This is a genomic window from Actinomyces howellii (assembly GCF_900637165.1).
GTDB classification, from domain to species: domain Bacteria; phylum Actinomycetota; class Actinomycetes; order Actinomycetales; family Actinomycetaceae; genus Actinomyces; species Actinomyces howellii.
In genome coordinates, this window is record NZ_LR134350.1 from 1,170,805 (window position 1) to 1,195,574 (window position 24,770).

A 24,770-nucleotide genomic window follows, 5' to 3' on the forward strand; every position below is an offset into this window, starting at 1 on the left:
GTCTCAGCCCTGGTGGACGATCGCGGTCTTGAGCCGGTCGACCGCCTCGTCGTCGAGCAGCATCCGGACGATCTCCAGGCCGAAGTCGACGGCGGTGGCCATGCCGCGGCTCGTCACGAGGTTGGCGTCCACGACGACGGGCTCCTGGCTCGTCACGGCACCGTGAGCGTCCAGGACGTGCAGGAAGCCGGGGTTCGCGGTGGCGCGGCGGTCGGCCAGCAGCCCGAGCTCGGCCAGGATCGAGGGGGCGGCGCAGATGGCGGCCAGGGGGAGGTCGGCTCCCATCCGACGGGCCACCTCGGCCACGACGGTGGGGTCGGAGCGCAGGTTCGGCGTGCCCGGCAGGCCGCCGGGCAGGACGAGCATCGTGTAGGAGGCCAGGTCGGCCTCCGACAGCAGGGCGTCGCAGCGCACCGTGACCCGGTGGGAGGAGGTGACCTCGAGGTCCTCACCCACAGCGAGCATGTCGACGGCGATGCCCGCCCGGTACAGGATGTCGATGACGGCCAGGGCCTCGACCTCCTCCAGTCCCGGGGCGATGAGGACGGCGACGGTGGCGTCGGTCGAGAGCTGGTCGGGGGTGGGCACGGTTCCTCCTGCGAGCTGGCTGGGGCGGCCCGGGCGGGCGCCCTGGGCTCGACCCTACTCGCGCCCGCGACCGCGGGGTAGGACCGGCCCGGTGGCGCCGGTGCTCGCGACGACGGCGCCGCCGTCAGCGGACGGTGGTGAGCAGGTGGAGGTCCTGGGCGAGCACCGGGGCGGCGGCCTGGGGGACGTAGACGGACAAGCCGCCGTCGGACACGGGCAGCTCGAGGCCCCCCTCGTCGTCGACGAGCGCGTCGGGGTGCCCGCCGATGACGCACACCCAGGTCCCCCCGGCGTGCCTGGCGCCGACCTCGACGCGGCACGTGGCGGCCCGGCGGTCGGAGATGACGACGGCCACGCCTGAGGCGGGGTGCGCCTCGTCGCCCTCACGGGCGAAGGCGATGAGGTCGGGGCCCCCGACGGCCTCGTGCTGGGGGCCGTGGGCCAGGCGCCGCCGGGCCTGCATGAGCACCGGCAGGTCCGTGACGGCGGGGATGTCGCCGGTCTCAGGGGTTCCGAACAGGTCTCCCCAGAAGACGCAGGGGGTCCCCTGGGCGCGCAGGAGGATGAGGGCGTAGGCGGCCGGCTTGAACCAGGGCGCGACCGCGGACTGGAGGGACTGGCCCGGCTGGGTGTCGTGGTTGTCCACGAAGGTGACGGCGTGGGCGGGGTCCTGCTCGACGAGCGTGCCCTCGAAGAGGCGGGACAGGTCGACCTCGCCCCCGGAGCACGAGGCCCGGTGGAGCTGGAAGTGCAGCGGGGTGTCGAACAGGCTCATGACCGGGTCCGGGCCGAGGTAGGCGCGCAGCTCGGCGACGTCACCCGACCAGTACTCCCCGACCGCGGGCACCGCCGCCCCGGTGGCGCGGCGCATCTGGGGCAGCCAGTCCCGGTAGAAGTCCCGGGACATGTGCTTGAGGGCGTCCAGGCGCACGCCGTCGACCCCGGTGGTCGTCAGGAACCACCTGCCCCACCGGGTCAGCTCGGCCACGACCCTGGGCTCGTCGAGGTCGACGTCGGCACCCATGAGGTAGTCGAAGTTGCCGTGCTCGGCGGTGACCTGCTCGTCCCACTCCTTGCCCTCGAAGAGCCACACCCCCGCGCGCCCCTCGCTCTCGTCCCAGTCGGCTCCTGTGAAGCAGTGCCAGTCCCACGTGAAGTCGGAGTGGGCGCCGGCGCGGCCCGGGAAGGTGAACCGGGTCCAGGCCCTTACGGGGGTGGGGCCCGACAGGTGGCGGGTGCGGTCGGCCGGGTCGACCTCGACCGCGGTCACCTCCTCGAGCTCGTCGGCGCCCATGCGGTGGTTGAGGACGACGTCGGCCAGCACCGTCATGCCGGCCTCGTGCAGAGCCGAGACGGCGGCCAGGTACTCGTCCCTCGTCCCGTACTTTGTCGCGACGGTGCCCTTCTGGTCGAACTCCCCCAGGTCGTAGAGGTCGTAGACCCCGTAGCCGACGTCCCGGGCCCCCGCCTGGCCCTTGTACGCCGGAGGCAGCCAGATCGCGCTCACCCCGGCGCTGGCGAGCAGGTCGGCGTTGTCCGCCAGGAGCCTCCAGTGGGAGGAGTCGGCTGCCAGGTCCCAGGCGAAGCCCTGGAGGAGGATGGGGTTGTCGGCCGCTGACGGCGGCTGGAGCGGTCCAGCGGGCGCTGCGGGCTCAGCGGGCGCTGCGGGCTCAGCGGGCACGGCGGGCACAGCGGGCACGGCGGGCACAGCGGGCACGGCGGGGCGGTCGTTCACAGGATCCGATCCTCCCACGCCCCCTCCCCCGAGATCGGGACATATGACACCTCGAGATCGGGACATATGACACCCCGAGATCGGGACTTGTGACACCTCGAGATCGCCGCATCTGGCACAGTGGCGCCGCGAGGAGCCCTCCGCTCGGTTCCCGCTCAGTCCTCGAGCACTCCCGCCCACGACAGGAAGTCGGTCGAGGCCGTGACCGCGAGCTCGAAGCGCTCGTCGCCAAAACCGTGCCCGGCTCCGGCCACCCGGATGAGCCGGGCATCGGTCAGGGTCCGCAGGGCCGCCTCGGAGACCTCGATGGGCACGGCGCGGTCCCGGTCGCCGTGGACGAGCAGGACCGGACGGCGCAGGGCCGCCAGCTGGGCCTCGACGTCCAGGCCCCACATGTCCTGGGCGTACCGGCGGCCCAGAACCATCTGCCCGTCGTCGACGCCGTGGCTGAAGCGGTCGGGGACCGCGGCCGGGGTGGAGAAACGGGCCCTCAGGCCCGCGGGGGCGCGCAGCGCCGGGTACCACAGGACCAGTGCAGCCACCTGAGCGGGGCGACGCGCCGCTGCGAGCACGGCGACGAGACCGCCCAGGGACCTGCCGAACAGGGCGGTGCGGCCGGTGTCGACAAAGGGCCACGACCAGGCGGCGGCCAGGACCGCCTCGAGGTCGGCCAGCTCGGTGAGCACCGACATCCCCGTCGTCTCGCCCGCCGTCGGCGCGCCGCCGCCACGGAAGGTGGGGCACACCGCCACGGCGCCGGCTGCTGCGAGCCTCTGCGCGACGGGGGCCACGCGCAGGCCGGACTCCCCGAGCCCGTGGCAGCACACGACCAGCGGCGCGCGCACTCTCCCAGCGGCGGCCTCTCGGGGGACGTAGACAAGGGCCTGGACCGCGGGCCCCAGTCCCGCCGGGTCGGGGGCTCCGGCCACCGGGGCACTCATCTCACGGGCGAGGTAGTCATTCACTCCGGCATTGTGCCCCGCTGTCCCCCCGGGTGCTCGTGGAGCGAGGCGCCGTCGTCCTCAGCGACCGCGCCCCCTGGGGGCATGACAAGCACGCTGCCTGCCGCCATGAGGACCACCGCGAGGAGGAAGGCCGCCCCGGGGGCGGTGCGGAACAGTGCCCAGGACAGTCCGGCGCCGATGAACGGGGCGACCGCGTAGAAGGCCGCGGTGCGGGCAGCACCCAGTCCGCGCTGGGCAGCGACGTACAGGGTGATGGACAGTCCGTAGGCGAGAAAGCCGAGCAGCAGGCTCATCCCGATCGTCCCCGGACCCGGCATCCGCTCACCGGCCAGGCCGGCCACGACCAGCGCACCGGTCCCGGACCCCAGGCCCTTGACGATGACGATCTGGACCGGGTCCTTGTCCGAGATTCGGTGCGTGCAGTTGTTCTCCAGACCCCAGCAGGTGGCAGCCGCCAGGACGGGTACCGATCCGGTCGAGAAGCGCAGGGCCTCTCCGTCCTCGAGGGACAGCAGGGCGCAGGCGGCGGTGGTCGTGCAGATGCCGGCCTACAGCCGCAGGCCGTGACGCTCGCCGAAGACCAGCGAGGCGATCACGGTGGTCGCGACGATCTCGAAGTTGTTGAGCAGCGCGACGTTGGCCGCCTCGGCACGGTCCAGGCCGAGCAGGAGCAGGATCGGGGCGAGGACGTCGAGCCCGACCATGACGACGACGTAGGGCAGGTCCGCCCTCGACAGCCCCGGGAGCCCAGGGCCCCGCCGCGGGCCGCGTACCGCCAGACGGCGCAGGAGCGCGATCGCCGCCATGCCTCCGCCGGCACCGAGGTAGAGCAGTGCGGCGAGCACACCCGGATCGGCGTCGTCGAGGAGGATCTTGGCCACCGGGGTGCTCAGCGCGTAGAGGGCGGCGGCAAGCAGCGCCCACACGACGGAGCGACGCAGGCTTCTCGGGGCAGCCGGCGGGCGCTCTCCGGTCCGACCGTCTGCCACTCCATGGCCATGGTGTACCGCGCGGCGGCCCCGGTCTCCACGGACAGACTGCGGTCTCCGTCCGTCACCGGACACGATCGCCGATCTGTCCGGAAGGCCCCACCGCGGCGCCCGTACGGCCGGGGGGATCAGGCATGACACCCGCGGGCAGGGACGGTCGCCCGGACCGCCGCAGAGCCCGCACACGCCGTGCGGTCGAGCACGCCTTCATCGAGCTCGTCGGCGAGAAGGGGTACACGGGGCTGACCGTCCAGGAGATCCTCGACCGGGCGGATGTGGGTCGGTCGACCTTCTACACGCACTTCCACTCCAAGGAGGACCTCCTCGGCCTCGTCGTCGTGTCCATCTGCGACCACGTCCTGGCCCCGAGCGCGCCCGAGGGCACACATGACTTCACCACCCGACGGGAGCCGGTCGACATCGTCGAGCACATCCTCACCCACGTCGCCGACGAGGGCTCGGCCGTGCGCGCGCTCCTGACCGGTGGGACCGGCGCGCCCCTCGTGCACCGCCTGCGCGAGGCGCTCACCGAGCGCGTCGACACGATCTTCCCCGAGGTGCTCCGCTCAGCCGGGTCCCTGCCGGCCGGGGAGGACTCCTTCCTCCGCCACCACCTGGCCGGGACCGTGGTCGAGGCGATCCTGTGGTGGTCCGATGAGGGCTTCCGCACCCCCGCGGGCACCGTCGCCGCACGGTGCCTGGCGGTGACCGACCCGCTCAGGCACCGCTGCTGACAGGTTCTGCGTCGCCCGCTCCAAGGGCTCTCACCGGGCCCCCTGCCGTCAGCGTCCGGCGAGCCTCCACACGGCCCGCACGACCCGGGCGGCCTGCAGCTCGAGCTCGGCGCGGGTCAGGACGGTCTCGCCCTGCCCGTCCAGCGCCGCGAGGACCCCCTGTCGGTCGGCCTCTGAGCCGGGCATGAACAGTTCGTTGCCCGCCTTGACGGTGGGGGCCGCCGTGGCAGGCGGGTGGGTCAGGTCGTGGCGAGCCATCCCGTGGACGACCCAGTCGGTCATGATGAGCCCCTGGTACCCCCACTCCTGGCGCAGGACGACCTCGTTGAGGTCGTGGCTCTCGGAGGCGTGGACGCCGTTGATGAGGTTGTAGGAGGTCATGAGGGCGTGGGGGCCGGCCTCGCGCACGACGATCTCGAAGCCGCGCAGGTAGAGGTCCCGCAGGGCCCTGCGGCTGACGAGGCTGTTGGAGTTGAGCCGGTTGGTCTCCTGGTTGTTGGCGGCGACGTGCTTGATCGTCACGCCGCGACCGGGACGGGACTGGACGCCGCGGGTGATGGCGGCGGCGAGGCGGCCGGCCAGGAGGGGGTCCTCCGAGAGGTACTCGAAGTTGCGTCCGCACAGGATCGAGCGGTGGAGGTTGAAGGCCGGTGCGAGCCACAGGTGGACGCCGAAGTGCTCCATCTCGGCGCCGACGAGCTCGCCGAGGCGCTCGGCCAGGTCGGGGTTCCAGGACTGGGCGATCGCGGTCCCGATGGGGATGGCGGTGGCCCACTGGTGGTGGATCGAGGTGGGGGCGCGGTCCTGGGAGTCGGCCCCGATGATGTCTCCGAGGACCTCGGAGGCCTCCTCGTCCCACAGCTCGAGGAAGTCGGCCGGGACGGACGGGCCCAGCGGGAAGGCGCCGTCGTCGTCCACCCCGTACTCGGCGGCCAGGCGCAGGCCGGCGGGCCCGTCGGCCATGATGAGGCTGGCCAGGCCCGGCACGCGGGTCGTCGTCTGCCCGGCGGCGCCGACCACCGTCTGGGACGCGGCACCGACGATCGACTGGGACTCCCCACCGGTGCGGTAGTCCCCCAGGACGAGGTAGGACAGCTCCTCGTCGGACAGCTCGGCGACGAAGGACAGCTCCTCGGACAGCTCGACCGCCTCGCCGTCGTCCCGGCGGCGCAGGCACCCGGGGTCGAGGCGCAGGCGCGGCAGGTCGTCGGGGACCTCGACCGCGACGGGGCTCGTCGGCATCCAGTCGGTGAAACCGGGGTCGCCCAGGGCGTCGTGCACGACGCGCACGACGGCGCGCTCGTCGAGCTCGAGCACCGCCACCGGGTCGGTGTCCCGGCTTGAGGTGCCCAGGCGCACGAGGTAGTCGCCGGCCTCGAGCACGGTCTGGCCGGAGGCGGCGTCGAAGGAGGCGAGGTCGGCCAGGTCGACGGCCACGGCGAGCTCCTGGCTCGCCCCCGGGGCGAGCTCGTCGGTCTTGGCGAATCCCGCCAGGACCTGGAAGGGCTGGTCGAGCCTGCCGGCCGGGACGCTCACGTAGACCTGGACGACCTCGCGCCCGGGACGCGCCCCGGTGTTCGTCACCTCGGTACGGACGGTCAGTGCGGAGCCGTCGAGCGCGACCTCGGCCGCCCCCAGGGCGAAGGTGGTGTACCCCAGGCCGTGGCCGAAGGGGAACAGGGGCTGGGCCCCCACCGAGTCGAAGTAGCGGTAGCCGACGTAGACACCCTCGGTGTACCGGGTGTCATCGGGGTGGCCGAACTCGCCGACGCCGCCGTAGGAGTCCCAGGGGGCCCAGGTCGTCGACAGCCTGCCCGAGGGGTAGGCCCGCCCGAGCAGCACGTCGGTGAAGGCCTCGCCCACCGGTGCGCCGAGCTGGGAGAGCAGGAGGATGTTGCGCACGTGCGCCACAGGACCCAGGTCGACCACGCCGCCGACGTTGAGCACGAGCAGGAAGCGCTCGAAGCGGGCGTCGAGCTCGAGGATGTCGCGGACCTCGGCGTCGGTGAGCAGGACGTCACCGGGCTGGGCGCGGCGGTCATTGCCCTCCCCCGACACGCGCGACAGGACGTAGACCGCCGCCTCGCCCTCGCCGCTCAGGGGCATGTCGTGCTCGGGCTCGGGCATGACGGCGCCCATGCCGTGGATGACCGCGGGCACCCCCTCCTGCGCGGCCTCGGTGCGCAGGCGGTCGAGGAACTCCTCGCGCGCGCGGGCGTGCAGGGCGTCGTAGGCGTCGAGCCACTCGGTGGTCGTGATCGTGAAGCCGGCCGCCGTCATGGCCTCCTCGATGGTCGACACGTGGCGGGAATTGACGTCGCCGCTGCCGGTACCGCCCTTGAGGGTGCGTCGTGCTCCCGACCCGTACAGGGCCACCGTCCCGGGAGCCGACAGGGGGAAGGTCCCGTCCGAGCGCAGAAGGACCATGCACTGGGGAGCGAGCTGGCGGACGACGGCGAGGTGGGCGGCCTCATGAGGGGCGAGGTCTGGGCGTGACTCCACGGTGAGTCCCTTCAGTCAGTCTGGGTGGGTGGCACCCGTCCTCGGGTGCCACCCACCCAGACTACCTTCTAGTTAGTAGGTAGGGAAGAGGGTGGACTCGCAGGCCGTCGCGGCTCAGCCCGCCGGGCGCGGTACGACGAGGGCCTCCGCGGAGGAGCCTGCGCAGGTGTGCCACACTCGGTGGCGTACGCCGCCCAGCGCGCAGGAGGCTCGGATGATCGACAACGTCCACGAGCGCGTCATCGCCGCACCCGCACAGGCTCTCGGCCCGCTCTTAGACGGCCTGGGCAGGCAGGATGACCGGCTGTGGCCCTCGGACCGGTGGGACCCGATGGTGCTCGACCGTCCCGTGGCGGTCGGGGCCGACGGCGGGCACGGACCGATCCGCTACGTCGTCACCGAGTACGAGCCCGGTCGCCGAGTGCGCTTCTCCTTCCACAAGGAGACGGGCATCGAGGGTTTCCACGAGCTGAGCATCACGAGCCTGGACCCCCGGCGCTGCCGTCTGCGGCACGTGCTGCGCGGGCGGGCCACGGGGAGCATGCGCCTGCTGTTCGGGATACTCGTCGAGCCGCTGCACGACGCCGTCGTGGAGGACCTTCTGGACAACGCGGAGAGGGAGGCGACCGGAACGGTGAGTCGGCCGGGGCGCCGGGCCCTGCGGGCGCGGCTGTGGTCGCTCCTGGTCGAGGGCCGTCAGGGCAGGAGGAGCAGGCGCTGAAAGCAGGGCGGGTCCGAGCAGCACCGATCATCTAGGATCCGAGCGTCCCGACAAGGGACACGGGCACAGGGCAGGAGGGCAGGCGTGGTCGGGCTGGGCACGGTCATCAACGTCGCGGCGATCGTCGTGGGGGGCACGGCCGGCGCACTCGTGGGCTCACGGATCTCGCGACGCTTCCAGGAGACCCTGCACGCCGCCTGCGCCGTCGCCGTCATGTTCGTCGGCATCGCCGGCGCCATGCAGGGCATGCTCGCCGTCGTCGGCGGCGAGCCGGCTGGGCCCACCCTCGAGGCCGGCCGCACCCTGCTCGTCGTCCTCAGTCTCGTCCTGGGCGCGCTCATGGGCGAGGCCCTCGACCTGCACACCGGGATCATGACCGTCGGGGAGTGGCTCCGGCGGCGCACGGGGAGCGTCTCGGACTCGCGTTTCACCGACGCCTTCGTCACCGCCTCGGTGACCGTGTGCGTCGGGGCGATGGCCGTCGTCGGAGCCATCGAGGACGGACTGAGCGGGGACTACTCCGTCCTGACCGTCAAGGCGGTCCTCGACCTCGTCATCGTCCTGGCCATGGCCGCCTCGATGGGCCGCGGCTGCGTCTTCTCCGCGATCCCGGTGGCCCTGTTCCAGGGATTCTTCACGGCCACGGCGGTGCTCATCAAGCCGGTCATGACCCCCGAGGCGCTCGCCAACCTCTCGACGGTCGGCTCGGTCCTCATCTTCTGCGTGGGCCTCAACCTGCTGTGGCCCGGGAGGATCAAGGTCGCCAACCTCCTGCCGGCCATCGCCATCGCCCCGGCCGCCGCTCTCCTGCCCTTGTCGCTGTAGGGTCCGCGCGCCACGACCTCAGCGCCTGGCCGTGGTCGATCCAGCCAGCTCCTTGTCCCCCGGCCGGGCCAGCGGGCCGACGACCTCGTGGGGCAGGTAGGGCTCCTCGAGGTAGGCGACCTCCTCCGGGGAGAGCACGAGGTCGAGGGCGCGCACGGCGTCGTCGACGCGGCTGGGCCGCGAGCAGCCGACGATCGGCGCGGCCACGCCCTTGGCCCAGTGCCAGGCCAGGGCCACGTCGGCCATGGGCACCCCGTGACGCTCGGCGAGCTCGGCGACCCGGGAGATGACAGGCATGTCGAGCTCGCGCGCCCGGTCGTACTTGGCCCGCATCGTGGAGTCGGTCGTCGAGCGCACGGACTCGGAGTCCCAGGTGGCGCGCGTGAGGTGCCCCGAGGCGAGCGGGCTGTAGGGGGTCAGCGACATGCCGTACTGCTCGCACACGGGGATGAGCTCGCGCTCGTCCTCCCGGTAGAGCAGGTTGTAGTGGTTCTGCATCGAGGCAAATCGGGTCCAGCCGTGCTCGTCCGCGACCACCTGCATGGAGTGCAGCTGGTAGCCGTACATCGCCGAGGCGCCCAGGGCCCGCACCCGGCCGTCGCGCACAAGGCGGTCGAGGGCCTCCATCGTCTCCTCGATCGGCGTGCCGTAGTCGAAGCGGTGGATGATGTAGAGGTCGAGGTAGTCGGTGCCCAGGCGCTCGAGCGTGCCGGCGATCTCCCGCTCGATGGCCGCTCGCGAGAGCGCCCCGTCGTTGAAGAAGACCTTGGAGGCAAGCACGACCTCCTCGCGCTTGACCCCCAGGTTCCTCAGCGAGGTGCCGATGTACTCCTCGCTCGTCCCGTGGGCGTAGACGTTGGCGGTGTCGATGAAGTTGACGCCGAGCTCGAGGGCACGGGCGATGACGGCCTCGGTGCCCGGCTGGTCGATGACCCACTGGTGAAAGTCGGGGAAGACCCGGCCGAAGCTCATCCCTCCGATGCACAGTCGTGGGATCCGGATGCCAGTGCCGCCCAGTGTCGTGTACTCCATCGCGCCCTCCTTCGTGACGCCCGCCTCGCCGCATGCGCGGAGCAGTCGGCAGCGGGCTCGACTCGGGCCCAACGCTCCCCCTCCCGCCGCGGGAGCGCAAGGCCCTGACAGGTCCTGGCAGGGTCAACCAGGGCCTGGCCGACCCTGGCTGGCCCTGGACAGGACGAGGTGTCGCGCCTGCACGTCCTGCACAGCCTGCACGTCCTGACACGGGCGGCAGGCCGGTCGCCTCCTGCGCCGCCAGGCACCGCGCAGCTCACTGGCCCGGAGCCGAGTCCTCGACAACGAACTCGATGGTGTACCCCTGCGCGGCATCGGTCAGCGGGGACAGGAGGCCCGTGATGACGTCCTGAGCCTGCTGGTCGGCGGTCTCGATGAGCGTGTCGTCGTCGAGGTTCTTGGCGACGTCGGCCTCAGCGTCGGCGATCGCGGTCGCAAGGTCCTCCTCGCTCGCGCCGTCGACGAGGGTGAAGCTCTTGTCGTACAGCGAGATGCTGGCCGGGTCGATCCCGACCTCCTGCACCGAGGCTCTGGGCAGTGCCACCGTGATGACCTTGCCGTCGACACTCACGTCAACTTCTGAGAGGTCGACCCCGACCCGGACGTCTGCCTTGTACACCATGTTGAAGGTCGTCTTGTCGATCAAGGGGATCATGCCGTCCTCGTAGTGGACGATCCCGGTCTCGGTGAGCTTGACCGTGGTCAGCTCGGAGCAGGTCGAGATCTGCTGCTCGATGCCCTGCGCGGTCACCTCAGGATCGCCCCAGTCGGCGTACATGACACCCGCACTGAACCCTCCGCCCACGAGCAGCACGGCGAGAAGACCCCACCCCACGCGCCCAGCGGCACGCCCTACCCGACCAGACACTGAACACCACGTCCTTCCACTCGACAGGATGCCAACGGTGGGAACTCTACGGTCGTCCGGGGGTCCACGAGAGCCGTCTCCGGGGCTGAGGAGCTGCCGGGAGGTTGCAACTCGGTGACGAGGCTCGAACGAGGCTCGAACCGGGCCGCAGACCCTGCGAGGCACCGGCGCCGAGCCCTGCACGAGGAACCGGGAGCGGGGCAGGACCTGCGCGCCGACCTCGCCCGCTTCGGCTCATGAGCCTCCCGGGCGCGCTGGCCGGCGAACCAGGGACGGTGTGCGGGTCTGCTAGCGTCCCGGCATGACGCAGCGCATCGTCCCCTCCCTCTGGTTCGACCACACCGCCTTGGAGGGCGCCCGCTTCCACGTCGAGGCCTTCCGCTCCGCCCTGGGCGGGCTCGCCGGCGAGGAGCCGAGCACCGGGGTGGCTCATGTCTCCCGCTACCCCCTTAAGGGCCTGGCCGACTTCCAGAAGGAGTTCGCCGGAGACGTCCTCGAGGTCCGCTACCGGCTCGCAGGCTTCGAGCTCTCGGCCATCAACGCCGGGGACGAGTTCACCATGGACCCCTCCGTGTCCCTGTCCGTCACGCTCAACCCCCTGGCCCTCCAGGACGCCCCGGCCCGCCTGCGCGCGCTGCACGCCGCGCTCCTGGCCGACGGCGGGCGTGAGCTCATGGCGCTCAAGGCCTACGACTTCGCCCCTCTGTACGCCTGGGTGCAGGACCGCTACGGCATGACGTGGCAGCTCGCCGTCGGCTCTGACGAGCCCGGGGAGGACACTTCCGACAGGGCCGCGGTGAGCATCGTGCCGTCGCTGCTCTTCGACGGCCGGGACTCCCTCGCCGCGGAGGCGCTGCGGACCTGGGTGGAGGTCATGGACCGCGCCTTCGGCTCCTCCCGCCTCGGGCAGATGAGCTTCTACCAGCGCCAGGACCGCCAGCAGGCGGACTCGCTGCTGCACGGCACCGCCGTCCTGGCGGGGGTGCCGGTCAGCGCCATGGACAACGGCGGCGAGCAGGACTTCGGGTTCTCCTGCGCCCTGTCCCTCCAGGTCATGTGCGACACCCAGGAGCAGGTCGACACGGTCTGGGACGGGCTCTCGGCGGTCCCGGAGGCCGAGATCTGCGGCTGGCTGCGGGACCGCTTCGGCGTGTCCTGGCAGGTGTGCCCCGCGGGCGTCACCGAGCTCATGACCCGCCCCGGCGCCTTCGAGCTCATGACGACGATGACCAAGCCCGACCTGTCCCGCTACGAGGCGCTCACCACCGACTGACCACCGACTGACCACCGACTGACCACGGACGGGCCGGGGCGGCGGGCACCGGTGGGCCCTTCCCCTCCCGGGGACGGCTCGTTATCCTCACATGCGTGTGGAACTGAGTGCTGACATCCCTGCGTCCGCGGCGCACCGCCCGGCAGGGTCCTCCTGCGCACCAAGGGACACCCATGTCACGCCTCCCGCACGCCTCCTCCTCCGTGGTCCCCGGCGCCCACCTGCGCCTGGACGGAGTCTCCTACTCCTACCCTGGCCGTCGGGTCCTCACCGACGTGTCCTTCACCGTCTCCGCCGGGCAGCGCGTCGGCATCATCGGGAGCAACGGTTCGGGCAAGACCACCCTGCTGCACCTCGTAGCCGGCCTCCTCGCACCGACGGCCGGGACCCTCGCCGTCAGTGGCTCCGAGGAGGTCAGGATCGGGCTGCTGCGTCAGGAGGCTCCCTTCTCACCGGACTCGTCAGTCACGCAGGCTCTGGAGCGTGCGGTGGAGCCGGCCCGACGCGCTGCCGTCAGGCTTGAGGAGGCGGCGTCCGCGCTGGCGCGCGAGCCGGAGGGCATCGAGGCCGCCGCGGCCTACTCCCGGGCGCTCGAGACCGCCGAGGAGCTCGGGGCCTGGCGGACCGACGCCCGGATCGCGGCGACCGTGTCCGGCCTGGGCCTGGCCTGCCTCGACCGAGGCAGGCAGGTGGGGTGCCTGTCGGGCGGGCAGCGGGCCCGGCTCGCCCTGGCCTGTCTCCTGCTGTCCGCCCCGGAGGTCCTCCTGCTCGACGAGCCGACGAACCATCTCGACGACGACGCCGTCGGTTTCCTCGTCGAGGTCCTCACCGCGTGGCGGGGGCCGGTCCTCATGGCGAGCCACGACCGAGCCTTCCTCGACGAGGCCGCGACCCACCTCATCGACCTCGATCCCTCCCCCGTCCCCCAGGCGGTCGCTGGCCCCCTGCTCGAGGAGGGGCCCGGCTCCGGCATCGGCGTCCTGCGCCACACCGGCTCCTACAGCCGCTACGTGGTCGCCCGAGCCGAGGCCGCGCTGCGCTGGCAGCGGCGCTACGACCGGGAGCAGGCCGAGATCGCCCGCCTGCGGGCGGCCGTCCGCGACGAGCACACCGTCGGCCACGAGGAGTGGGCGGCGCGCACCGAGGTCCGCGCTGCCCAGAAGTACTACGCGGACCGCAACGCCCGCGTCGTGTCTCGTCGCGTCACGGAAGCACGCGCCCGTCTGGAGGCCGCGCAGGCCGAGCAGATCCGCAGGCCCCCGTCCCCTCTCGAGTTCCGCCTGCCAGCCACCCCTGAGACCGGCTGCCCTGCCGCTGCCTGCGACGACGGGCCCGACGACCCCGTCCTCGTCGCGACAGGGGTGGGCGTGACCGGCCGGCTCGCACCGACCTCGCTGACCGCCCGTCCTGGGCAGAGGTGGCTCGTCACCGGGCCCAACGGCTCGGGCAAGTCGACCCTGCTCGCGGTCCTGGCCGGAGCACTCGTCCCCACCTGCGGCCGGGTGAACCGACCGCACGGTGACCGGGTGGGGCTCCTGGCCCAGGACGGCGGTCTGGCCGACCCCGTCGGACGCGGACCCGGACGCACCGCGGCGCAGGCCTACACCGACCTCGTCGGAGCGGCACGCGCCCAGGAGGTCCCCCTGACGACCTTCGGTCTGATCTCTCCGCGGGATCTCGACCATCCGGTGGAGGCGCTCAGCCTCGGCCAGATCCGACGCCTCGCCCTGGCCGCGCTCCTGGCAGACCCTCCCGGGATCCTCCTGCTCGACGAGCCGACCAACCACCTGGCCCTCGATCTCGTGACAGCCCTGGAGGAGGCGCTCCTGACCTACCCGGGTGCCGTCGTCGTGGCCTCCCACGACCGCTGGCTGCGCCGGCGCTGGTCCGGCGAGCACCTCGAGATCGGCCCTGGCGCAGGGCTCGGACGCCGAAGCACGGGCGGCCCTCGTTCCACCCTCTGTGAGGCTCGAGTATGCTGGAGGTCTCCGCTCTTGCGTCCGGCTCCCGGGGCTGGTTGATGCTCCCGAGTCTGTCCGGCGGATGATCCGCGATGATGTCGCCGCAGGGCGTGAGGGGGAGATGATGCACGATCGGCGCAGCCTCGCTCCTGCCGCTGAGCTGCCGTTGGAGACCAAGCGGCTCCGGCTCCGCCTGCATGACGCAGACGACGCCGGATGGCTTCACGAGCTGTACTCACGACCTGACGTCGCCCGCTACCTGCTCGACGAGCCGTGGACCGAGGACGTCACCCGCGACAAGCTCGCCGAACGCCTTGCCAGGACCGGGCTCGATGAGGACAGGGGCGCGCTCGCGCTGGTCATCGAGCACGAGGGGGTCGCGATCGGGGACGTCGCTCTGTGGCTCACCGATCACGAGCACCGCCAGGGCGAGATCGGGTGGGTCCTCGACCCGGCACACGGTGGGCGCGGGCTTGCCACTGAAGCCGTCCGGGCAGTCCTCACCCTGGGGTTCGAGCACTACACGCTTCACCGCGTCACAGCGCAGATGGACGCCCGCAACAGCGCCTCCGCAGCACTCGCACGCCGCGTCGGCTTCCGGCTCGAGGCGCACCACGTCCAGGACTGGTTCAGCAAGGGCGAGTGGACCGACACCCTCATCTACGCGCTGCTGGCCTCGGAGTACGTGGGCGCAGGTCGCTCCGCAGGCACCTCCGGGCCGCTGGGCTGACACATCCCCATCGGCCTCGGCACCGGTCCTCAACGCCGCCAACCGTCCCTGGCACCTGACCGACATCCTCGTGACCACTGCCTCAGGGGGACGATGGCGCGTGCCAGGGCTGCTGCGCTCCCCTGAGGAGGCGCCTCGTCGTCCTACTGGCCCGCGGTCCAGGGAAGGAGCGCTCGGGGGGAGATCTCCCTGTCCATCTCCACCGACATCCACACCTCACTCGGCTGGGCCCGGACACCAGAAGTGAAGATGGTCGGCTGCCACCTTCCGCCTACATGCCGGCCGTAGGGCGCCTCGGAGGGGTCGATCGGCGTGTAGTCGGGCGACTGGTAGCCGCGGGCCTTGGCCACGATCTCGTCTGTCAACGGGATCGCGACGTACGCGCCCTCGGTCGTCGGCCCGCAGCGAGCCGGATCCGTGATCCCGCTGACCTCCACCTCGATGCTCTCGTCACCCCCGGTCACCGTGACCGCCGTCACCGCGCACGCCGCCGTCGTCAGGCGAACCAGGATCGCCTGGCCATCGCCAAGAGTCGCCTCACCACCACCCACCGTCGTCGCCTGCGCCAGGTCCAGCGTTGCCAGAGCGGTCCTGGAGTCGATGACGTCGGCAGCGGCGAACGCTGGAGGATGATCTCCAGGCATCCACGGGTAGTAGAGCGCCTCAACCCCCAGACGCTGGGAGGACTCCGAGTCCTGACTGCCCGTGGTGTCGGCAAGGACCGGGCTGAAGATCACCACCGGCGCACCGGAACCAACGACACTGCCGACAGCCGACGGGAACGGGTCGACGGAGACCCCCGGAGTCGCGGCCTCAGCGTAACCGTCATGCTCAGGTCCCTGGTACACAGGCACCAAGTCGGGCATCGAGGGCCTCGCCTCGGCTGTCGAATCCGAGTTCGCCCTGAAGGCAGCCGCCGCTAGCACCGCGATCGTGATGAGGAGGGCACCTGCAGCCAGGCGCTCGATCATGAACACCAAGTCGGAGGGCTCGTTCGCCTTGGGATCGCGGTACTGCCATGCCGTGGTCACTTCCCACTGGGAACGTGGATCGATCATCGTCCACACAAGAAGAGGGACTACTACGATGAGGCACACGATGAGACCAGTCATGACGTCTCCGTCCTGTGGGGCAGGGATGATCCCCGACAGCCGCGAGACTACCATCTCCGTCACGCGCACGACTGGTTTCTGAAGGCTCTTGACCATCCAGGGTGCAGGTCGTGTGAACCCGCCGGTCTCCGGGAGCGGTGGGGCGAGTGCGGACGCGGGGCCCGAGCCGGCCGATCCGGTAGCATCCCGGCGAGCACCAGCGGCGCCTGGAGGAAGAGGAGTGCCGTGAGCCAACAGGAGCGCACAGTCGACGGTCCGGTCCCCACCGGGCGGACCGCGCCGGCGCACCTGGACGAGCTGGCCCAGGCACTGGAGCAGGCCGAGGCCGTCATCGTCGGTGCCGGGGCCGGGTTGTCGGCCGCGGCGGGCCTGACCTACTCCGGTGAGCGCTTCACGCGGCTCTTCCCCGACTTCATCGCCCGTTACGGGCTGACCGACATGTACTCCGCCGGCTTCCACCCCTTCCCCAGCCCGGAGGTGCGCTGGGCGTACTGGAGCCGCCACATCTGGCACAACCGCTACGAGCCGGGTCCGCTGCCGACCTACGCCAGGCTCGTGCGGCTGCTGGCCGGCAGGGAGCACACCGTCATCACCACCAACGTCGACCACCAGTTCCAGCTGGCGGGAGCTGACAGGACACGGCTGTTCTACACGCAGGGCGACTACGGCCTGTGGCAGTGCTCGGTGCCCTGTCACGTGGCGACCTACGACAACGAGGAGACCGTGCGCGAGATGGTCCTGCGCCAGCGCGACCTGCAGGTGCCCGGCGAGCTCGTCCCGCACTGCCCGGTCTGCGGTGAGCCGCTGGCGATGAACCTGCGGGTCGACGCCAGCTTCGTCCAGGACGAGGGCTGGCACGAGGCCGCCGAGCGCCACCGGGCCTTCCTCACTGCCCACCAGGGCGAGCGCGTCCTCCTCCTCGAGCTCGGCGTGGGCGCCAACACGCCCGCGATCATCAAGTACCCGTTCTGGGCGATGACGGCGGACAACCCGCACGCCACCTACGCCTGCCTCAACCTCGGCCAGGTAGGGGCGCCGTCGGCCATCGCCGACCGGTCCGTCCTCATCGACGCCGACATCGACGCCGCCCTGAGCGCCCTGGAGCCGATGCTCGCCACGGCAGGACGGCCATGACGCCTAAGACGCCCATGACGCCACAGCGGCGACACGAGCTTCTCACCTTCCTCGTCACGCAGCTGTCCGCCGAGCGCGGCCGACCGGCACAGGTCCCGGTCGACGCCGCCCCCGAGCAGCTGTGGGCGCTCGTGCGGGCCCTGCTCAACACCCGTCCGCCCCAGCCCTGTGCCGGCCAGGTCCTCCAGGCCCAGGACGAGCTCCTCCAGGGCCTCATCGCCGACCGGGGCGTGAGCAGCATCGGGGACGCAGAGCCCTCCCCGTCCCATCCCGGCCTCCACCTGTGGCGCGGGGACGTGACCACCCTCGCGGTCGACGCGATCGTCAACGCCGCCAACTCCCAGATGCTCGGCTGCTGGTCTCCCGGCCACCACTGCATCGACAACGCCATCCACACCTTCGCCGGCCTCCAGCTGCGCGCCGAGTGCGCCCGGATCATGGAGGCCCAGGGGCACGAGGAGCCCACCGGGCGAGCCGTGCTCACCGGGGCGTACAACCTGCCCTCACGCCACGTCATCCACACGGTGGGACCCATTGCCGCAGGACGGCCCACCGCCGAGCACCGCGAGCAGCTCGCCTCGTGCTACCGCAGTTGCCTGGACCTGGCTGAGGCCCACCACCTGGGCTCGGTGGCGCCGTGCTGCGTGAGCACCGGGGTCTTCGGCTTCCCCCAGGAGGAGGCGGCCGGGATCGCCGTGAGCACGGTGAGAGACTGGCTCGCCGAGCACGGCCGGAGCATCGAGGTCGTCTTCACGGTCTTCTCCGACCGCGACGAGGACCTCTACCGGGGCCTGCTGGGGCTGGGCCCCCGGGGACGCACCCCCTTGTCCACGATGCCGAACACGTCACTGTGAGCCCGACTACCCTGGTCAAAGCGACGTGTTCGGGACCAAGGTGACGTGTTCGACGGCGGGACGCAGGGAGAGACCCGGCTGTCGGCACCGTCCGTGAGGGCCTGAGCGCCTCACTCCCACTCGATGGTGCCCACGGGCTTGGGAGTCAGGTCGTAGGCCACCCGGCACACGCCGGGAACCTCCGCCAGGACGCGGGCGGTGATCCGCCGCAGCAGCGGCCAGTCGAGCTCGGGCACCTCGGCGGTCATGGCGTCGACCGTGTTGACGCAGCGGATGATGACGGTCCAGTCGAAAGCGCGCCGACCGTCGCGCACACCGGTGGCGCGCATGTCCGGCACGACGCAGAAGTACTGCCAGATGTCCTCCCCGGCGGCCTCGATCTCCTCACGGACGACGGCGTCGGCCTCACGCAGCGCCTCCAGCCGGTCGCGAGTGATCGCACCCAGGCAGCGCACCCCGAGTCCCGGCCCCGGGAAGGGCTGGCGCTCCACCATGGACTCCGGCAGGCCGAGCTGCCTGCCAACCACACGCACCTCGTCCTTGTAGAGCAGCTTGACCGGCTCGACCAGCTCGAAGTCCATGTCCTGAGGCAGGCCGCCGACGTTGTGGTGGGCCTTGACGCCCTCCTCGGACTCGAGGATGTCGGGGTAGATGGTGCCCTGCCCCAGGAAGCCGACGCCCTCGAGCCTGGCGGCCTCCTCGGCGAAGACGTTGACGAACTCCCCTCCGATGAGTTTGCGCTTGGTCTCGGGATCGGCCACGCCCTCCAGCAGGCCCAGGAACCGGTCCGAGGCGTCGACGTAGATGAGGTTGGCTCCCATCCCGTCCCGGAAGACCTCGATCACCTCCTCGGACTCGCCCTTACGCATGAGGCCGTGGTTGACGTGGACGCTGATCAGCTGCTTGCCGATCGCCTTGACGAGCAGCGCGGCGACGACGGAGGAGTCGACGCCGCCGGACAGGGCGAGCAGGACCTTGCCGCCGCCGACCTGCGCGCGCACCGCCTCGACGGCATCGGCGATGAAGGCGTCCGCCAGCTCGGGGTTGGTCACGCGCTCCATGTCGGCGGGGCGCTGGTTGGAGGTGAGGTCCACGGGGCTCTCCGTTCATCGTCGAATGCGCGATCCACGCCTGACTGTGCTGACTCTACTGTTCACTCTACTGTCGTGACCCCGTGGGCGAAGACGCCCTGGCAGGACGACGGCGGCCGGGCCCTCGCGGCCAGGAGCCCGCTGGGGTCACCGCCTCAACGACACGCCCCCGCACCTCCCGGCGCGTTCCCAGGCCCGTTCACTCCCACTCGATCGTGCCCGGGGGCTTGGAGGTGCAGTCCAGGACGACGCGGTTGACCTCGGGCACGGTGTTCGTGATGCGAGTGGAGATGCGTGCCAGCACCTCGTAGGGCAGGCGCGTCCAGTCCGCGGTCATGGCGTCCTCGCTCGACACCGGGCGCAGGACGACCGGGTGGCCGTAGGTGCGCCCGTCGCCCTGGACCCCCACGGAGCGCACGTCGGCCAGGAGCACGACCGGGCACTGCCAGATCTGGTCGTCGAGCCCCGCCGCGGTCAGCTCCTCGCGGACGACGGCGTCAGCGGCCCGCAGGACGCGCAGGTTCTCCGCCGTCACCTCGCCGATGACGCGGATGCCCAGTCCGGGCCCGGGGAAGGGCTGACGCGCCACGATCTTGTCAGGCACACCCAGCTCACGCCCGATGGCGCGCACCTCGTCCTTGAACAGCGCGCGCAGGGGCTCGACGAGGGCGAAGTCGAGGTCCTCGGGCAGCCCTCCGACGTTGTGGTGGCTCTTGATGTTGGCGGCACCCTCGCCGCCACCGGACTCCACGACGTCGGGGTAGAGCGTCCCCTGGACGAGGAACCTGATCTGCCCGCCCGCGGCACCGACCTCCTCGACCACGCGCCTCTGGGCGGCCTCGAAGGAGCGGATGAACTCCCGCCCGATGATCTTGCGCTTGGTCTCGGGCTCGGTGACACCCGCCAGCGCGGCGAGGAACCGCTCGGACTCGTCGACGGTGATGACCCTGATCCCCATCCCCTCGGCGTAGTCGTGCTCGACCTGCTCGCGCTCACCGGCGCGCAGGAGCCCGTGGTCGACGAAGATGCACGTCAGCTGGTCGCCCACCGCCCGGTGGACCAGGGCCGCCGCGACCGAGGAGTCCACCCCGCCGCTCAGGCCGCAGATGACGTGGGCGTCGCCGACCTGGGCACGAATGCGCTCGACCTGCTCGTCGATGATGCTGCCCGGGGTCCAGGTGGCCGGGATGCCCGCGCCCACCCGCAGGAAGGTCTCGAGGGCACGCTGGCCGTGCGCGGTGTGCAGCACCTCGGGATGCCACTGCAGGCCGAAGAGGCGCCGCTGCGGGGCCTCGAAGGCCGCCACGGGGGTCTGGGCGGTGAAGGCCGTCACCGTGAAGCCGGCCGGAGCCGCCTCGACCGCGTCGCCGTGGCTCATCCACACCGTCTGCTCGACGGGCGCCCCCGCGAACAGGCAGGAGCCCGGGTCCACCGAGGCGGGGGTGGAGCCGTACTCGCGGGTCCCGGTGCGTCCCACGGACCCGCCCAGCGCCTGGGCCATGACCTGGAACCCGTAGCAGATGCCCAGGACCGGCACGCCGGCCTCGAACACGGCGGCGTCGATGCCCGGAGCCCCCTCGGCGTAGACCGACGAGGGACCTCCGGACAGGATGATCGCCGCGGGGTCCTTGGCGAGCATCTCCGCCACGCTCATCGTGTGAGGGACGATCTCGGAGTAGACGGAGGCCTCACGCACGCGGCGGGCGATGAGCTGGGCGTACTGGGCGCCGAAGTCGACGACGAGGACGGGGCCGACCGGCCCCTCCTGCGCCGACGGGGCGGTGCTGGTGGTCGTCACCGGCTCAGGATAGCCGCGCCCGGCGCGCCGCGGGCGCCGGCGCCCTGAGGCCCCGGGGGCCGACGTGACACGGCTATCAGGTCTTTGTCTGGACATAGTGCAAGAACCTTGCATAGGCTTGCAGCGCTGGCCCACAAGGCCGGGACCGGTCCGACGGGCCGGGCACACAGCCGTGCGGGGCCGCACGGCGGCTCCGCTCGAGAACCGAGAGGACACCACCCATGACCGCTCCCGTCGTTGACGACGTCGTCGTCTCCAGCTCCGCCTCCACCACCTCCTCCCAGGCCGAGGCCAAGGCCGCCGACCTGCTCACCTTCACCATCGGCATGGCGGCCGTGGCTGCCGTCGTCATCACCATGGCCGCCGTCGGTGCGATCACCGGCTCCGCCGCCCTCCTCATCGCCGCGGGCCTGACCGGCACGGCCGCCTCCCTGACCGGCGTCTACACCGGAGTCAACCTCCTGGCCGCCTGAGCGCTCCCGGGCGGCCAGCCCCCGCACCCAGCCCCGGCTAGCGCAGTGCGGCGTTGATCCTGCCCAGCGCCCCCAGGAGGCCGAGCAGGCCCACGACCTGCAGCGCGAGGACCGCGCCGAGGGTCGCCTTCACGGACACCCCCGAGCCGAGCAGGACAGTGGGCAGGAGCACCGTGACGAGCTGCACGAGGGGCCGCAGAACCGCCTCGGCCCGACGCTGGGAGCGCAGAAGCCAGGGCGGCACGAGCGGATCGGTGCCACCGGTGCACGCCGGGGCGATCCCGACGTACTGGGCCGCCACGAGCATCGTTGTGACGACGAGGACGAGCAGCCGAGCGCCTGGCCCGTCCAGCCCGTCGAGCACAAAGAGCAGGACGACGCCGCAGGCGGCGACCCCGGTGCCGGCCACCACCCACGCCAGCAGCATCCGCCCCGGTTGACGGCGCAGTGACAAGACGCCCAGCACCCCCCAGGCCGCCGCGAGCACAACCACCGCCGCCAACGGGGGCTCCGTCGCCCCCTGGGCGAGCAGCGCCGGGGCCAGGCAGATGGCGGCGAGGCCCATCGGCAGGGCCTGGGCGAGCTCAAGGACGAGCCCGACGAGGACGGTCCGGCGCACACGGTCGATCCGCAGGTCCGCGGCCGTCAGGGGGTGCTGCTCGCCGAGCGTCCCAGCGTCCATGAGCACCCAGTCGATGCCGACCGCGGCCTCAAGCGCACCGCTCATGCGCCGCAGGGAGGCGAGCGCCGCCTCAACCCTGCCGTGGGCAGCGTACCAGTGGGGGGTCTCGGGCAGCCCGATGGCCAGCAGGAGCACGGCGACGGCGAGGATGAGCGGGACGATCCAGGCCCCGACAGGCCCCTCCTCCGGCTTCCACCGCCGCGTCAGCTCGCCCAGGACGAGGGCTGTGCCGGCACCGGCAGGCAGGAGGCCCGACAGACGCGGCACGAGGCGGCGGTGCCCGCGCGCGGCGAGCTCGTGGGCCAGCTTCGGGGCGACGACGGCGTAGCCGCCGAGCCCGAGCCCCGCTATCAGCGCGCCGACGGGCCGGCCCCACGAGTGGGTCACGCCGCCAAGGAGCGAGCCGAGGATGACCAGGACGGCGCTGACGAGAACGGCCGGGCGTCGTCCGACAGCGTGGGACAGCAGGTCGAGGGGCACGGCGCCCAGGAGCGAGCCCACCGGCACGGCCGCCAGGAGGGCGACGACGAGGGCGAGGGCCTCAGGCTCGGCCCGCCCCGCCAGGACGGCAGCGGCCGACCCGTCCTGGACCAGCACGAGGGAGACGGCGCCCCAGACCCCTCCGGCCGCGCCGCCGACACCTCCCAGCAGCAGCCGCAGCCGGCGCTGCGCCGGGGTTCTCTCCATGCTCATCAACCCGCTCCGCTCATCCTTTGGCACACGCGACGCCCCTGGTTCCACCACGGACGGGTGGTGCGGGGCCCGCGTTGATCCTAGGGTGGCTTTGTGCTGACAATCCTGTCCACCCCGGAGTGGATCGTCCTCCTTGTCGCGGCTGCCGCGATCGGCCTGTCGAAGACCGCGCTGCCCGGCGCCACGACCTTGGCGGTCGCCCTCTTCGCCGCCGTCCTGCCCGCGAAGGCCTCGACCGGGACGATGCTCGCCCTCCTGCTCGTCGGTGACGCGCTCGCGATCTGGAGCTACCGCCGTGCGGCGGACTGGGACACGCTGCGCCGGCTCGTGCCCGGGGTTCTCATCGGGGTCGTGCTCGGCGCCGCCTTCCTCCATGTGGCCTCGGACCAGATGACCAAGACCTTCATCGGTCTCCTTCTGCTCGTCCTCATCGCCGTGACCCTCCTCCTCATGCGCCTGCCACGGCCCCCGCGGATCCAGGGACGCGTCGGACGGGCCGTCTACGGGACCCTGGCGGGCCTGACGACCATGGCCGCCAATGCCGGGGGACCAGTGACGACGATGTACTTCCTGGCCTCCCGGTTCTCCGTGACGACCTTCCTGGGTACGACCGCCTGGTTCTTCTTCCTCGTCAACGTCCTCAAGCTGCCCTTCTCGATCGGGCTGGGGATCATCCACGCACAGACGCTCGGGGTCGCCCTCGTCCTGGCCCCGGTCGTCATCGCAGCAGCATTCGGCGGCCGGTGGCTGGCGGCCCGGATGAACGAGAAGGTCTTCAATCCGATCGTCACCGCGCTGACAATCATCTCGGCGCTGTACCTGCTTGTCTGAGGCATGCCGCGCCCCACGAGGCGGCCACGAGCGCCTCATGTCCTCACCACCACCGACCGCGCAGGAGGCCCACCGTGAACGCTCCGAGACCCGGCCCTCGACCGGAGCACGCCACCCAGCAGGACGTCGCCGAGGCCGCCGGGGTGTCGCGCGGGCTCGTCTCCCTGGCCCTCAAGGGCGAGGGTCGGATGTCGCCCGAGACGCGCCGGCGGATCATCGAGACCGCCAGGCGTCTGCACTACCGGACGAACACGGCCGCCGCCGAGCTGGCCTCCCGCCGCTCGCTGCGCCTGGCCGCCATCGTGCCCTACCTCGACAACCCGTTCTTCGACCTGGTCCTCCGGGCGCTGCGGCGCAGCGCCGCGCAGGCCGGATACATCCTGACCGCCTTCGTCTCCGATCTCAGCGACCGGGTCGAGAGCTCGACCGTCGACGACGTCCTGTCCCTGCGCCCCGAGGGGCTCATCCTCCCGGGCACCTCGATGTCGGCCGAGCGGCTAGACGAGCTCGCGGCACTCGTGCCGCTGGTGGTCATGGACCGTGACCTCGAGTCCGACACCGTCAGCGTGGTCCGCCTCAACGAGACCCACGCCGCCGGCCTCATCGTCGACCACCTGCGCGCACAGGGCGTGCGCCACCTCATCTACTTCGGCCCTGCCTCAGCCCTCCACGAGACGCTCGTCGACGAGCGTCGCGGCGCGTGCCGGGCGGCAGCCCAGCATGCTGGCCTGGGTTTCACCAGCGTCGTCTGCGAGGACGGCGCGAGCCCGGCGCTGCGACATGCCCGGGACCGGGCAGGCGAGGGCTTCGCGGCCATCACCTACAACGACGTCCTCGCCCTCGACGTCCACACGGCGCTGCTGAGCGCTGGCCTGCGCCCCGGGGACGACGTCGCCCTCGCCTCGTACGACAACTCACCCCTGGCCAGGCGCCAGGAGTTCTCCCTGACGAGCATCGACCAGTCCCCCGACCGCCTGGCCGCCGAGTCGGTGGCGGCGCTCCTGCGCCCGCGGGACGCTCCCGCCGTCCACATCACCGTCCCCGCCCGGCTCGAGGTCCGCGCCTCCAGCCTCGTCGGCACCCCACGCTAAGCCCCTCAGGACCACCCCTTGCGCGCCCTGAGCACCGCTGCTATTTTTGTCCTTACAAAGTTGATGACGCGCGTTATCACTGGCGAGA

At 71.8% G+C, this 24,770-nt stretch carries 23 protein-coding genes; 11 read left to right on the forward strand and 12 right to left on the reverse strand.

The window, feature by feature from the left end:
- Positions 1-3 precede the first annotated feature (3 nt).
- From EL245_RS04945 to EL245_RS13385, 5 genes are all read right to left on the reverse strand, one after another.
- The gene (locus tag EL245_RS04945; protein ID WP_126382163.1) at positions 4-588 is read right to left on the reverse strand and encodes a DJ-1 family glyoxalase III; all 585 of its coding nucleotides are present in this window, start codon (positions 586-588) and stop codon (positions 4-6) included.
- Between the two features lie 124 nt (positions 589-712).
- On the reverse strand, positions 713-2,269 hold the full coding sequence (locus tag EL245_RS04950; protein ID WP_408608399.1) for an alpha-amylase: 1,557 nt from the start codon (positions 2,267-2,269) through the stop codon (positions 713-715).
- A 209-nt stretch (positions 2,270-2,478) separates the two neighbouring features.
- Positions 2,479-3,288, reverse strand: a complete 810-nt coding sequence (locus EL245_RS04955; RefSeq protein WP_232009881.1) for an alpha/beta hydrolase family protein — start codon at positions 3,286-3,288, stop codon at positions 2,479-2,481.
- Positions 3,285-3,830 (reverse strand): EamA family transporter, encoded by a 546-nt coding sequence (locus tag EL245_RS13380; RefSeq protein ID WP_197719490.1) that lies wholly within the window; start codon positions 3,828-3,830, stop codon positions 3,285-3,287. Before EL245_RS13380 ends, EL245_RS04955 begins: the two co-directional genes overlap by 4 nt.
- 6 nt (positions 3,831-3,836) lie before the next feature.
- On the reverse strand, positions 3,837-4,214 hold the full coding sequence (locus tag EL245_RS13385; protein WP_202623022.1) for an EamA family transporter: 378 nt from the start codon (positions 4,212-4,214) through the stop codon (positions 3,837-3,839).
- Between the two features lie 197 nt (positions 4,215-4,411).
- On the opposite strand from EL245_RS13385, the gene EL245_RS04965 reads away from it, so the two are divergent.
- On the forward strand, positions 4,412-5,011 hold the full coding sequence (locus EL245_RS04965; RefSeq protein ID WP_126382165.1) for a TetR/AcrR family transcriptional regulator: 600 nt from the start codon (positions 4,412-4,414) through the stop codon (positions 5,009-5,011).
- A 48-nt stretch (positions 5,012-5,059) separates the two neighbouring features.
- On the opposite strand, the gene EL245_RS04970 is transcribed toward EL245_RS04965, so the two are convergent.
- Positions 5,060-7,438, reverse strand: coding sequence for a glycoside hydrolase family 3 N-terminal domain-containing protein (locus EL245_RS04970; protein ID WP_126384069.1), 2,379 nt, complete (start codon positions 7,436-7,438; stop codon positions 5,060-5,062).
- 289 nt (positions 7,439-7,727) lie between these two features.
- Between EL245_RS04970 and EL245_RS04975 the strand changes: the two genes are divergently transcribed.
- A complete protein-coding gene (locus tag EL245_RS04975) occupies positions 7,728-8,234 on the forward strand; it encodes an SRPBCC family protein (RefSeq protein WP_126382166.1) in 507 nt (168 codons plus the stop codon).
- Positions 8,235-8,318: 84 nt separating this feature from the next.
- Entirely contained in the window at positions 8,319-9,059 is a 741-nt protein-coding gene (locus EL245_RS04980) for a DUF554 domain-containing protein (protein ID WP_197719449.1), read from the forward strand.
- Positions 9,060-9,077: 18 nt separating this feature from the next.
- Here the strand turns inward: EL245_RS04980 and EL245_RS04985 are convergent, their stop codons facing one another.
- Together EL245_RS04985 and EL245_RS04990 are read right to left on the reverse strand one after the other, a co-directional pair.
- Positions 9,078-10,091, reverse strand: coding sequence for an aldo/keto reductase (locus EL245_RS04985; RefSeq protein WP_126382167.1), 1,014 nt, complete (start codon positions 10,089-10,091; stop codon positions 9,078-9,080).
- 256 nt (positions 10,092-10,347) lie between these two features.
- Positions 10,348-10,926 (reverse strand): DUF4230 domain-containing protein, encoded by a 579-nt coding sequence (locus EL245_RS04990; protein ID WP_126382168.1) that lies wholly within the window; start codon positions 10,924-10,926, stop codon positions 10,348-10,350.
- A 334-nt stretch (positions 10,927-11,260) separates the two neighbouring features.
- On the opposite strand from EL245_RS04990, the gene EL245_RS04995 reads away from it, so the two are divergent.
- The 3 genes from EL245_RS04995 (at position 11,261) to EL245_RS05005 (ending at position 14,923) form a co-directional block, all read left to right on the forward strand.
- Entirely contained in the window at positions 11,261-12,232 is a 972-nt protein-coding gene (locus tag EL245_RS04995) for a VOC family protein (RefSeq protein WP_126382169.1), read from the forward strand.
- A gap of 173 nt (positions 12,233-12,405) precedes the next feature.
- On the forward strand, positions 12,406-14,253 hold the full coding sequence (locus EL245_RS05000; protein ID WP_126382170.1) for an ABC-F family ATP-binding cassette domain-containing protein: 1,848 nt from the start codon (positions 12,406-12,408) through the stop codon (positions 14,251-14,253).
- A gap of 64 nt (positions 14,254-14,317) precedes the next feature.
- The gene (locus EL245_RS05005; RefSeq protein ID WP_197719450.1) at positions 14,318-14,923 is read left to right on the forward strand and encodes a GNAT family N-acetyltransferase; all 606 of its coding nucleotides are present in this window, start codon (positions 14,318-14,320) and stop codon (positions 14,921-14,923) included.
- Between the two features lie 143 nt (positions 14,924-15,066).
- Here the strand turns inward: EL245_RS05005 and EL245_RS13580 are convergent, their stop codons facing one another.
- Complete coding sequence (locus EL245_RS13580; protein ID WP_232009882.1) at positions 15,067-16,131, reverse strand: hypothetical protein; 1,065 nt, start codon at positions 16,129-16,131, stop codon at positions 15,067-15,069.
- Between the two features lie 129 nt (positions 16,132-16,260).
- On the opposite strand from EL245_RS13580, the gene EL245_RS05015 reads away from it, so the two are divergent.
- Complete coding sequence (locus EL245_RS05015) at positions 16,261-17,169, forward strand: SIR2 family NAD-dependent protein deacylase (protein WP_126382172.1); 909 nt, start codon at positions 16,261-16,263, stop codon at positions 17,167-17,169.
- A complete protein-coding gene (locus tag EL245_RS05020) occupies positions 17,166-18,023 on the forward strand; it encodes a protein-ADP-ribose hydrolase (RefSeq protein WP_232009883.1) in 858 nt (285 codons plus the stop codon). The genes EL245_RS05015 and EL245_RS05020 overlap by 4 nt, the downstream gene beginning before the upstream one ends.
- A gap of 110 nt (positions 18,024-18,133) precedes the next feature.
- Here EL245_RS05020 and guaA (EL245_RS05025) read toward each other — a convergent pair whose 3' ends face one another.
- Together guaA (EL245_RS05025) and guaA (EL245_RS05030) are read right to left on the reverse strand one after the other, a co-directional pair.
- Positions 18,134-19,117 (reverse strand): glutamine-hydrolyzing GMP synthase, encoded by a 984-nt coding sequence (guaA, locus tag EL245_RS05025; protein ID WP_197719451.1) that lies wholly within the window; start codon positions 19,115-19,117, stop codon positions 18,134-18,136.
- Between the two features lie 196 nt (positions 19,118-19,313).
- Positions 19,314-20,912 (reverse strand): glutamine-hydrolyzing GMP synthase, encoded by a 1,599-nt coding sequence (guaA, locus tag EL245_RS05030; RefSeq protein ID WP_232009884.1) that lies wholly within the window; start codon positions 20,910-20,912, stop codon positions 19,314-19,316.
- A 221-nt stretch (positions 20,913-21,133) separates the two neighbouring features.
- Here guaA (EL245_RS05030) and EL245_RS05035 point away from each other — a divergent pair, with 221 nt between their 5' ends.
- The gene (locus EL245_RS05035) at positions 21,134-21,385 is read left to right on the forward strand and encodes a mandelate racemase (RefSeq protein WP_126382174.1); all 252 of its coding nucleotides are present in this window, start codon (positions 21,134-21,136) and stop codon (positions 21,383-21,385) included.
- 37 nt (positions 21,386-21,422) lie between these two features.
- Here the strand turns inward: EL245_RS05035 and EL245_RS05040 are convergent, their stop codons facing one another.
- Positions 21,423-22,760: an MFS transporter gene (locus EL245_RS05040; protein WP_126382175.1), complete on the reverse strand. Its 1,338-nt coding sequence runs from the start codon at positions 22,758-22,760 to the stop codon at positions 21,423-21,425.
- A 93-nt stretch (positions 22,761-22,853) separates the two neighbouring features.
- Here EL245_RS05040 and EL245_RS05045 point away from each other — a divergent pair, with 93 nt between their 5' ends.
- Both EL245_RS05045 and EL245_RS05050 read left to right on the forward strand, forming a co-directional pair.
- The gene (locus EL245_RS05045) at positions 22,854-23,591 is read left to right on the forward strand and encodes a sulfite exporter TauE/SafE family protein (RefSeq protein WP_126382176.1); all 738 of its coding nucleotides are present in this window, start codon (positions 22,854-22,856) and stop codon (positions 23,589-23,591) included.
- A 74-nt stretch (positions 23,592-23,665) separates the two neighbouring features.
- Positions 23,666-24,682, forward strand: coding sequence for a LacI family DNA-binding transcriptional regulator (locus EL245_RS05050; RefSeq protein WP_126382177.1), 1,017 nt, complete (start codon positions 23,666-23,668; stop codon positions 24,680-24,682).
- The last annotated feature ends 88 nt before the right edge of the window (positions 24,683-24,770 follow it).